This window comes from Microcoleus sp. K1-B1 (assembly GCF_036704705.1).
Taxonomy (GTDB): Bacteria; Cyanobacteriota; Cyanobacteriia; order Cyanobacteriales; family Microcoleaceae; genus Microcoleus.
Map to the genome: position 1 here is coordinate 66,542 of NZ_JAUBSH010000025.1, position 11,682 is coordinate 78,223.

The window sequence follows — 11,682 nt, forward strand, 5'->3', positions numbered from 1 at the left end:
TTCCGGAGTGGGGCGTAAAGTCGAATCAAGCTGCCAACAAATAATTCGCGCAATTTTCATTTTTTTGACCCCTCCTTATACAGTCATCAGTCAACAGTCAACAGTCAACAGTCAACAGTCAACAGTCAACAGTCAACAGTCAACAGTCAACAGTCAACCGTCAACAGTCAACCGTCAACTTTTATTCGCTAATAGGTAACACTATCTCAAATTCACTTCCTCCCCCCAAAGTAGAATTCACATTAATTGTTCCACCGTGGGTTTCGACTACAATCTGGCGGGCGATCGCCAATCCTAACCCTGTGCCTTTTCCTACTGCCTTCGTTGTGAACAAATGGTCAAAAATCCGTTTTTTTACGGCTTCTGTCATGCCCGCACCGTTATCGGCAATCTGAATTTTGATGTGTCGATCATCCGACTGACTGGTACGAACTGTGATACAGTATGGATTTGTTTTAAGAGCCTGGAAACTGCGTCCTTGGTTTGATTCTTCTAGGGCATCGATCGCGTTAGCAAGCAAGTTCATAAAGACTTGGTTCAGTTGACCGGGAAAGCATTCGATTGGGGGGAGATTGCCGTAGTCTGTGACGACTTCGATCGCAGGATGGTGTTCGTTGGCTTTCAGCCGGTGTTTCAAAATTAAGATGGTGCTGTCAATGCCCTCATGGATATTAAACGGAACTTTGTAGTCTTTATCGGCTCTGGAGAAGGTGCGGAGGCTGGTGCTAATGCCGCGAATGCGATCGCATCCCACTTTCATCGACAACAGCATCTTTGGCAAATCTTCTAAGGCATACTCTAAATCAATATCCTCAGCATCTTCTTCAATTTCATCGCCAGGATTTGGCAGTTTTTCTTGATATAATTTCAAGTGGGAAATCACATCTTTAATCGTGGTGGTTGCTTCCTCAATATTGCCGCTAATAAAGCCGACAGGATTATTGATTTCGTGGGCTATCCCTGTGACGAGATTGCCCAAGGCTGACATTTTTTCGCTTTGCACGATCTGTAACTGTGCTTGCTGCAACTCAAGGAGCGATCGCTCTAATTCTTGTGCATAAGCTTGAGATTGTTGGTATAATCGAGCATTTTCTATAGAGATAGCCGCTTGGGCGCACAAAAGTTGGATGATTTCAGTGCGATCTTCTGTAAATGCACCAATTGTCAAGTTATTTTCTAGGTAGAGCAACCCGATTAATTTACCCTGATATAAAATTGGCGCGCACAGCACACTTTTGGGCTTTTTCTGCATCAAATACTGATCGGCAATAAAATCGTTTTGTACTGCTGCATTATCCAAGACCACAGTTTTCCAAGTCCGCTTAACATAGTTGACCACAGCAGCGGGAACCTCGTCGCTGGCTGACAGCGGTACAGATATTGAGATGACATCTTGATGGAAGGAGGCTACAGCTTCGATGGCGAGATTCCCGTCCTTAAGCAACAGGAGAACTGCTTTTTTTGCCCCGGCATTTTCCATCACCACACACATCAGTGCAGCCAGCAATTTTTCTAATTGAATTTCACTCGATAGAGTTTGGGAGGCTTTGAGAATAGTAGCGAAATCGAGGGCTTCGTAAATACTGCTACTGCTAGATAGAGTTGTGTGCCAGGTTTGATGTAAAACTGACGATTTATTGATTGTGTGGAGGCGGGTTTCGCTGATTCCAAAACGATTTTCTATGGCCTGCAATATGGGAGCAAGAAGTTGGGGATAGCGTTTTTCTAAGTCATCGATTTTGGCTTTCGCACCCCAGCGAGCGTAACAGTAGTAGGCTTCTTGCATATAAGCTTGCGCCACTTTTTCTTTGCCCCAGTCGAGGTAGAATTTAGCTGCTAGTTCGTTAGCGAGGGCTTGTTCTTGGATGTATTCGTTTTCTTTCGCTCCAGAAATGGCGCGATCGTACATTTCAATAGCTTCTGCCCTCTGTCTCGCCACTCGGTATTTCTCTGCTTCTACCAACTGCCACTTATGTAAATAATTCATGGGGGCGTGTTCTGCCCAATGCTGCAACGAAGTTTGATTTTCCTGAACTCGTTGCCGCTGCGTTTCTAACTCAGCCTCGGACTCAGCAGTGGCAAGGGCTATCAGTGAGTCATAGAAATATAAACCAGCTTCGGAAGTAGTTCCTACACTTCCCGCTATATACTGTCTTGCTCGATCGACATCTACGGAGGCCCCAGCCATCTCTCCCAGCAGGAATCTCAACGTTGCCCTGTACAGATAGAAGATGCAGAGTCGGTAAAAATCGTTAGAGGCAAGGGACTGAGAAACCAGCTTCTCGTCATAGCCTTCCTTTTCAAATGAAATCTCCAAGTTGTTTGGATTACCCAATAAAAACAGCGTTGCTTCCCAAAAAACCGAACAATAATTTGCCGTCGTTAGTTGGTTGAGGTCGAGTAATTGCTGACGGTATGCCCGAATTTGGGGCTCAAGTTCTGCCAAAGGTTGACCGCACCAGAAGGCATTTATACAAAATGCCTGCCCGCTATACCCGACAAACTCTAGATTGCCTGTTTCTAATCCGGCTTGATAGGCTGCCTCAATAATGGGGATGGTATCCCGCAAATGCGATTTGCGATGGTACAAACAGAGTCCGATGACAGAAAAAGTTTCAGAACGAATATTTTTGGCATCCGCGCCACTGGCCAGACGATAAGCTAATCTACCAAACTGATCGGCTACCGTCACATCTTGTAGAAAGCTGTTGAGAAAAATGCCATAACAACTATAGCTATAAGCTGAACTACGACTGTTGCCATATTGGATAGATAAATTTACCTGTAAGGCCGTCACCAGTGCAAACAAAGACGAACCAACCAGATAACAAGCTGACACCATACTTGCCGCCACTTGCATCGTAGCCAGCTTTTGGGCATCCACCATTGCTGGCAGATCGAATAACTCTTCAATGGGTCGATCGCCGATTAAGCTATTAATTTCCTGCACTGCTTGCTGAATATCTTCTGATGTAGGGCGATCGGGCAATTCTACTCCTAATTCTTTGAGACTCAACAAACCGATAGCAATTGCTTCTAAAAACTTGTTCTGGGACGATAATGCCTGAATTTTGACGATGTAAACGCTCACTCGCTCTAGGGGAGTTCTGGTATGATGAATCACAGTGTCAATCCACTGATTCATCTGGTCAAATTCGCCACATAGTGAAGCCACTTCTGCTGCTATGTCGTGCAATTTCAAGGTCATCTCGTAATGTCGTTGCCAAGCGCTCTCTCCCAGCAAATTTAGCCCAATCGCAGCATACTCGCGAGCAGCTTGATAAGCAGTAGCGCCTCTGGCTTTGCGGCAAGCCGTGAGGTTTAGTTGTGCCAATTCATCGCGTTCTGTTTGGTCTTCAATCAGCGCAATACCATAATTCAACTGATTGACAACTGAAAAAATTTGCTCTTCTATAGCTGCGGGTGAAATTTGCTGGATCAGCAATTGTCCAATCTGATAGTGAGCACGGGCTCGCTCTTGTTCGGGAATTAAAGAATAGGCGGCTTGCTGAACGCGATCGTGCAAAAACTTGTAATTTACTACCTCGGAATTTTCGGTCTCCTCCCGTCTTTCTCGCCCCATATAAAACTTATAAATTTCACTTTCAGGCAGGATTAACCCCTCTTGCAAAGCCTTCCACAAATCCGCCGCCGTTTCCGTTTCCAATTGCTGGGAAACAACTGCCAAAGTCCCCAAATCAAACTGATTCCCAACACAAGCAGCCAACTTCAACACATTCTGAGTCGCTGGCGGCAATTTTTGCAACTGCAACGCCATAAACTCGACCACATCATCCGTCAGCGCTGCCTCCCGAACTCGCACAATATCGCACTGCCAACAACCAGCAAGCCGCTCAAACTCAATCAGCCCATCCTGATGCAGTGCTTTGAGAAACTGCGTTGCAAAAAAGGGATTTCCCTGGGTTTTTTGTGCCACCAAATCCGCCAACGGTTTTGCCCAAGATGGATCACAATTGAGCGTATCAGCAACCAAATGATTTAGACTTGTTGAACTCAACGGTTCCAGGGTAATAGTATTCACCGTGGCCCCACCTTTGACCACTGCATCCAGTATCAGCATCAACGGATGTGCTGCAAATACTTCATTATCTCGGTAGGCACCAATTACTAATAAATAGCCGGTTTCCGACTCGGCCACTAGCAGTTGCATTAACCGCAGCGAGGCGGAATCTGCCCACTGCAAGTCATCCAAAAACATCACCAGGGGATGTTTGGGTTTTGTGAACACCTTAATAAAGTTTTGGAATAGCAAATTAAACCGATTTTGTGCCGCATTTCCTGATAAGTCTAGTGCGGGTGGTTGTGGCCCAATAATTCTTTCTAGTTCCGGAATTACTTCAATAATGACTTGACCGTTATCGCCCAGTGCTTGCAATATTTGAGTTTGCCATTTTTTCAACTCCTCATCACTTTCGCTCAACAATTGTTTCATTAAGTCTCGAAATGCTTGCACAAAAGCTGAAAAAGGAATATTTCGGTTAAATTGGTCGAATTTGCCTTTGATGAAATAGCCGCGCTGGCGGACAATTGGTTTTTGAACTTCATTCACAATTGCAGTTTTTCCAATTCCAGAAAAACCAGCTACTAGCATCATTTCAGTTGTGCCACTACTGACGCGATCAAAGGCTTCGAGTAGGGTTTCTACTTCAGTTTCGCGACCATAAAGTTTTTCTGGTATAATGAATCGATCGGCCACATCCCTCCGCGCGATCGCAAAACTCTTGATCCTACCGTTTTCTTCAAGTTGCTCCAAACAATATTCTAAATCGAATTTCAGCCCCAACGCACTCTGATAGCGGTCTTCGGCATTTTTACCCATTAATTTGCTGACAATCTCCGAAAGTACGGGCGGGATTTCAGGATTTATTTGATGCAGTGATGGTGTTTGCTTGGCAATATGACAGTGTACTAATTCCATCACATCGTTGGATTGAAACGGCAATCGTCCCGCCAGCAATTCGTAAAAAGTCACGCCCAAAGAGTAAAAATCACTGCGGTAGTCAATGCCGCGATTCATCCTTCCCGTTTGTTCGGGAGACAAATAGCCGAGTGTCCCTTCCAGCAGGTTAGGATTCATCAGGGTTTGAGTTTCCCTTGGTAGCAAAGATGCAATACTAAAGTCAATGAGTTTGACTTGTTTTGTTTGGGGATGAATTAAAATATTGGCTGGTTTAATGTCTTTGTGAATTATCCGGTGGCGGTAGAGTATATCTAATATATTGCTCAGGTCGATCGCCACTTGCAAAAACTCGATCATAGTCGGCCCAGTTTCCCCTTTTTCCATCCATTCCTTCAGAGAAATTCCCCCAAAGTCTTCCATTACCAACGCATAGCTGTTTTGGTAGGTTTCCAAGCTGTAGGTTTCGATGATTCCGGGCAAGTTGAGGTTTTTGGCGATGGTGTACTGATTACGAAATTGCACCAGTTCGCTGAAGCTGGGATAATTACTCCGCAAGACTTTGATGGCGACTGGCTGTTTGTCGTCAATACGGAAAGCTCGATAAACTAGGGTGCGAGTTCCTGAGTAAATGCGATCGAGAATTTGATAACCTGTCAAGGAAAAATTTATAGTTGCCATACTTTTATTCTTCCCGTCATCCACGGGTTATTTCCACATTAACAGAAGCCAATACAGTTTCCAGTCCAGTGATTGTTAAATTAATATGACATAGATCTCTCAACATTTGTGATGGGGATCACTGAAATAATACTCTTTTTAAACTCACCAAATCCTATTTTTATTAAAAATTAAATAGCCTCATCCATAGGGGAATAGTGAATAATAAACTAACGCAGCCGAGGCCGATCGCAGTTACGGCTAATTCGCGATCGAGATTGAAAGCTTCTGCCAGCAATGTAGTACCAAAAGCAGGAGGCATTGCCATTTGCAGCACTAGCCCAAGTCGCGGCGCGCCCCCGATCCCAAAAAACGTTAATCCCGTGCCAATTACCAAGGGAACTAACAGCATTTTAATCGCAAGACAAGCCAAAACTTGTTTGATGTTATGCAAGGAATTCAACTTGCTCAACTGCATCCCGATCGTAATTAAAGCTAAAGTAATTACAGTCCAAGCACCTGTTGTTAACAATTCTGCGATTTGTGCCGACAGCGGCAAGCTGCGCGAGACAAATCCTACACCAAAAGCCCACAGTGCCGGATTCTGAAAAATTGCCCGCAGGGGTGTTAACCAACCCTGACGGCGATCGCTTTTACCGCAGTGAGAAGCAATAGCAACTCCCAGTATATTGATTCCCACGGTAGTGCCTAGCAAGTCGTAAAACAACGCCCAGGCAAAGTGTTCCGAGCCTAATAAGGACAAGGTGACGGGAATGCCTAAAAAACCCGTATTACCCACCATCGTTGCCAATAAGAAGCTGCCTTGAGTGGGCAAACTCCAAGCGTTAGTGTGTTCCGGGCTATTTTGGGCGCTCCCATTAAGAGTCTTGAAACGTTCCTCGCCGACACCGAAATTTATCAAAATCCAAGCGAGTCCTCCACCTGCTAGAATTGCCGCCCAAGCTGTCAGCGGCGCAATCAAAATAGCGCCCGACAAATTGGCGCGGCGGATAAAAGCAACAATGCTCAATGGCGTGCCAAAGAAGAAAAGAAACTTGGCTAAATATGTAGAATAGCTTCTCGGTAGCAGGCGGCCGAGAATGAATCCCAACGCCACCCATCCGATTAGATTTAGATAAAGTTTGAGCAGCGGATTTTCTAAATAAAGCATGATTGACTAAATATTTACTAAACGACTTATGCAGATATACTACTTTTGCCAAAAAAGCCCACCTTTACCCTACCGCCGCAATTTTTAATGGCACCGCAGCGCTAAATATTAATGCTTATTCAGCTTCGCAGATAATTTTCCACACAGGCCTTGACATCCCCAGAAGCGCGTGTCATGATTAAGTTGAGGAATAAGTCAACATAGGTGAAAACTATGGCACGGCAAGCAAAACAATCATCTCAAGTCAAAAGTTCCAGCAGCCAAGCAGCCTCCAATACTCGCACCAAATTTACCCTCTACAATTTTGCCGGAAACGCAAAAGCATTCTATCTAGTCGATCGCATTAATTTAGAAAGAACACCAGGCGATATCCCAGAAAAATCCGTCGCTCACAGCATCATCATCATCGACCGTTCCGGCTCAATGTATTATGAGTTAGAACCGCTGAAAGAAACCCTAATCAAGCTTTTGACTTTAGACGAATACAACAATTACCAGCTAATTGTCAGCCTGATTTCCTATGCTAGCAATGGGGACGTAATTTGTCATTTCCAGCGAATTCCCATTCAAGAAGTGCTGAAGTTTGACTCTCAATACATCAAAGAAATTCAGAAAATCCACACGGCTGGCTGTACCTGCATATCGCAGTCGATGGAACTCGCTAAATCTTTGGTTAAAGCGGGAGAAATGACAGCTATAAATTTGCACACAGACGGCTATGCAAATGACCCCAGTGCCAATTCGGAAGCTGCAAAACTAGGGGAAATTTGCGAAGAACTCAAAGACATGGATGTGTTTGCTAACACGATATCCTATGCCTCTGCTGACTTCAAACTTCTCTCCAAAATTGCCAATACATTATCGGGAAATTGCATCCGCGCTGGCGAAGTCAAAATGGTTTATGATGCTCTTTACGACAGCACAAAACTGTTAGGCAGTTCCGTTGCACCTCCGCTGGAAGAACCGTTAATTAAGGAATACGATTATCAAGTTTTTGTTTCCAAAAGTGGGAAAAAAATCAACGGTTCATCGAGCACGCTGAAAATCTGCGGGCTGAAAGCAGACGATCGCGGACTGTTTTACAAATATCAGAAAGTCGCGAAAGATGAGTATGACAAACTAGATGTTCCCGTTGCTCAAACTGATGAGTCGGTGTTTGCTTTTGCGAAAGCTAACCTCGCTGACGGCAATTTAAATACGGCTAAGTATGCGCTGGCGAGCACTTTCGACGCTACTTTGATGGAAAAACACGCTAAAGCTTTGACAAATGCCCAAATAGCGGAGTTTACAGAAGATTTGGAACAGGCTGTTTTTGCGCCTGATGTGTTGAAAAATCATGAAATTGGCGATCGGGTAAAAGTCAGCGATAAAATTTCCCTGCTGGAGTTGATCGAGATATTGGAGGAAAACGGCAACAGCATCATCATCAACTTGAAACACTTGCAAGAAAATTATCAGCGAAAAGGTTTGAAGCGAATTGAAGGAAAGCGAGACGAAAACGGCAACCTTGTCAAGCCTTGGCTGAAAACTGAATTCTTAGATGGTGGCGAATACGTGCAAATGGGTTCATTTGCGATCAATCAAAATACCGCTACCATCAATATGCTGATTACCCGAAAAGCTAAGCTGGTAAAAGTTGAGGATGGAACTTTAATCGCAGAAGTGGCGGGAATTCTAGTTACAGACCTCAATACTTTCAACAATTATACTATTGTCAGCGACGGCGAAGTTAATATTAAGTCGCTGCGAATCAAAATCAGCAGCCAACCAGTGTTTGATTTGCTCAAAAAATGCGGTGTCCTGGAAAAAGACGGTTCGCCCGTGCAAGAATTTGATTTCCGTTCAGAGTACGATATTAAGTTAGAGACTTTGCCCCTCGTGCCTTTTGACGGGCGTTACGGCCGCCTTGACGGAGTGTTTGAGGAACTCGCAGAAATCAAAATTCTCTCTAGCATTCTCTCGGCTCATTTGAAGGAGGAATCCGAGGCTTACACTGCGGAACAATTGGAAGAATTGAAACAGCATTATCTGTCAAAAAGCCTTTACATCAACTTTCCGACGACGACGGAATACACAGATTTAAAAAGTGCGATCGCCAACGGTTCAGTAGATTCGCGAGTCAGCTACAAAATCGACATCGGCAGCAAAAACATCCTCAACTTTGGCAAATTGCACTCGGCCAACAAATTTCTCGATCGCCTTTATGAAGTTTACCACAAAAACACGGGCGAAAAGCTAGCAAAACCGACATTTGACATCACCTTAGATGAGCCTGTTGTCTTCGCACACAAAACGCTGTCATCCCGAACAAAAATTACCAAAGTTGACGACTTGATGAAACTGATTTTCGATGAGTTTTTGGGGTTGGAGGATAACGGAATTGTTAGCGCTACTTTAGCCAAAGTGGGTGCAGATAGTTTGCTGCGGCTTTTGCAAGCGAAATGGCAGGAAGAAGATGTCAAGCGAGAGGAGTTTGTCGCTGCTTTAGCTAATGCGAATGATCGACTGGAAGCTTATGCCGAAAAAGTGTATCGCGAAAAAGTTTCACCGCTGGTTTTCTATATCGGTTCTACCGGACTTATCCCGGATGAAATGGAGGCAAAAGCGGCGACTGCTGAGGAAATTAATTCTAAATACGGCAACTTGCAGTTTTCTAAAGATGAGCAAGAGGGGATGTTTTTTGAAGTGGGAGACTGCATTATTAGCGTGTATGCTAAGAATGAGTATTTCACGGTAGGGAAGTAGGAATTCGGGTGGGCAAAAGCCCACCTTGGTTAAATAGTTAAATATGGTTGATTGAAATGAACTGCAAAGGCGCAGCCGATAGTAACAAATCAGGTCAAAAAATATGGATACACCACCACTCCCACAACCAAAACTCGATCGCACACCGATCACTTTCGATCAATATGCAGCCTACACCCCCCAAAAGCTAGAACTGCGACATGGTTTCTATGGCTATGGAGAGCAAGACTTGACAGGTTTTTATCTTGCAGTATTGGCAAATATGGGGTTACGGGAAGCTGTGCGCCAGGTACCGCTTTCACTATGGCTAGAAGCAATTCAAGAGTTAGCTTTCCAAAATCCTAAACTCAACTTTGATACTGAAACTGGGGAAGCTATGCTTAACAGCTTGAACCGAGGATTGGAAGATTTGCAAGCAGTTGCAGAGTATTTGGAAGAACAAGGTTAGTAGCGCTACACCCAGCAAAAATGAAACGCGATTCGTTTATACTGTAAGGGCGGTATCCCCGTACCCGCCCTCTACTTAAAACGGAATTTCCTCATCTTCATCTTCCACAGTCTTAGCCGTCATCCGCCAACTCGTAATATACTCAATTTGCACATCAATTTTGTTAATCGCATCCCCTAACCGCTTTTGGATGTATTGAGTCAGCGTCACCATAAAATCTAACTCAACTCCCACAGATAGCGCAAGTTTTGCCAACCTAGCAAAATCTACCTTCAAAATCGAGGAACTGGATAACTTAAAATCGGGAGTATTTTCCTTATCTTGCACCAACATTGCTTTTTTAATGCGCTCTTTCAGATGCTCAACTTCTGAATCCAGCAACTTCCATTCAGGCAAAATTTCTTTGTACCTTTCCCCCAATGCTGTTAAATCGTCACTCTCCGGTTCCGGCGCAATTTTCTTAGTGGATTTCCGCCGTTGCTGTACATTAGAATTTAACCGCCAACTAGCAATCTCCTCAACTTCCAAAGAGGGATCGGCGATGAGTTGGCCTAACTGTTTTTGAATTTCTTTCGTCAGCGTTACCGGAAAATTTAACTCAATTCCCTCAGTTTGCGTCAGTCTGGCCAGCGTCATAAAATCTACTTTCATCGTTATCGAACTGGAAAGCTCAAAATAAGAACTATCTTTGAGATTTTGCGCCAGCATCCCTGCTTTAATGCGTTCTTTCACTTCAGCGATTTCTGAATCTAGCGGCTTCCACCGAGATTCTATTTCCTGATATTTTTCGCCCAATGCTGTCAAGTTTTCCGTTGCGGGTTCGGGGTAACATTGGGCAAGGATTTCTAGCAGGCGGCGATGCACTCCAGCTAAATAAACCGCGTCCATCTTGGCATATTCTAGCTGCTTCTGGGTGAGGGGACGCTTTGCCCAATCGCCGCTTTGTTCTGTTTTATCTACATAAGCAATGCCACAAAGTGTTTCTATTAAAGTTTTGAGTTGTCGATTAGGTAAGGGCAGAATGTAAGTGGGAATCTTTCTCGCCATTTTCAATGTGCAAGTGACATTTTGAGCCTCATCATTGCCTAAAAATCGGATGTCATAGCTGGCGTTGTGCAATACTTTTTCAATATTTGGATTCACCATGATTTGGTTGATGAAATCTTTTTCCAATTCAGGTTTATCCAAGACATCTAGTAGAAAAGTGGCATCTCCACTCGAATCTGTGGAGTCAGCTAACACCTGAATCAGAGATAATCTGGGGTTGGATTTATAGTCTGCTATTTCTGTGTCAACCCACAGAATTTTAGCTTGGGAAAAATTAGCGATGAGTGCTTTGATGTCGTTTGCTGCTGTTAAATAAGGCATTTTTAGATAATTTTGCTATTAACTTTTTAATTCTATTATGCTATAGCAATTATCGGCTCGATTGTCAACGATTCAAGCGCCGGACATGGCTTTTCCGTGTCCTGGACACGCGCAGAAACCCGGTTTCTTACTCGTACCCGGGCTCTGCCTGGGGACGCATATCAGGAGGCTCTGCCTCCAATTTTCGTGGTCACAAGTGCAACCGAGTTTCTAGCCTGCAGTTAAAAAAAGAATGGAGTCGATCGCACTATTGACGATTCCCGCGAACTTCCTCTAAAAACCAGTTGCCTACTTCCATTGGTGACAAGTTAAGGAAAAAGGGAAATTGTCAAGGGTAGTATTTCCATGAGTCTGGGATCGTGGGAAACTTAT

At 44.2% G+C, this 11,682-nt stretch carries 5 protein-coding genes; 2 read left to right on the plus strand and 3 right to left on the minus strand.

Features of this window, described 5'->3' with window-relative positions:
• Positions 1-181: 181 nt before the first annotated feature.
• Together QUA83_RS12115 and QUA83_RS12120 are read right to left on the minus strand one after the other, a co-directional pair.
• Entirely contained in the window at positions 182-5,599 is a 5,418-nt protein-coding gene (locus tag QUA83_RS12115; RefSeq protein ID WP_333293399.1) for an AAA family ATPase, read from the minus strand.
• Positions 5,600-5,762: 163 nt separating this feature from the next.
• Positions 5,763-6,749 (minus strand): AEC family transporter, encoded by a 987-nt coding sequence (locus QUA83_RS12120; protein WP_333293400.1) that lies wholly within the window; start codon positions 6,747-6,749, stop codon positions 5,763-5,765.
• 213 nt (positions 6,750-6,962) lie between these two features.
• Between QUA83_RS12120 and QUA83_RS12125 the strand changes: the two genes are divergently transcribed.
• Together QUA83_RS12125 and QUA83_RS12130 are read left to right on the plus strand one after the other, a co-directional pair.
• Entirely contained in the window at positions 6,963-9,494 is a 2,532-nt protein-coding gene (locus QUA83_RS12125) for a vWA domain-containing protein (RefSeq protein ID WP_333293401.1), read from the plus strand.
• A 103-nt stretch (positions 9,495-9,597) separates the two neighbouring features.
• Positions 9,598-9,942, plus strand: coding sequence for a hypothetical protein (locus QUA83_RS12130; protein ID WP_333114081.1), 345 nt, complete (start codon positions 9,598-9,600; stop codon positions 9,940-9,942).
• Positions 9,943-10,017: 75 nt separating this feature from the next.
• Here the strand turns inward: QUA83_RS12130 and QUA83_RS12135 are convergent, their stop codons facing one another.
• Positions 10,018-11,310, minus strand: a complete 1,293-nt coding sequence (locus QUA83_RS12135) for a ribonuclease D (protein ID WP_333293402.1) — start codon at positions 11,308-11,310, stop codon at positions 10,018-10,020.
• Positions 11,311-11,682 lie beyond the last annotated feature (372 nt).

Coding starts and splice junctions, on each gene's coding strand:
- QUA83_RS12115 (WP_333293399.1), bottom strand. CDS start 5,599: ATGGCAACTATAAATTTTTCCTTGACAGGTTATCAAATTCTCGATCGC.
- QUA83_RS12120 (WP_333293400.1), bottom strand. CDS start 6,749: ATGCTTTATTTAGAAAATCCGCTGCTCAAACTTTATCTAAATCTAATC.
- QUA83_RS12125 (WP_333293401.1), top strand. CDS start 6,963: ATGGCACGGCAAGCAAAACAATCATCTCAAGTCAAAAGTTCCAGCAGC.
- QUA83_RS12130 (WP_333114081.1), top strand. CDS start 9,598: ATGGATACACCACCACTCCCACAACCAAAACTCGATCGCACACCGATC.
- QUA83_RS12135 (WP_333293402.1), bottom strand. CDS start 11,310: ATGCCTTATTTAACAGCAGCAAACGACATCAAAGCACTCATCGCTAAT.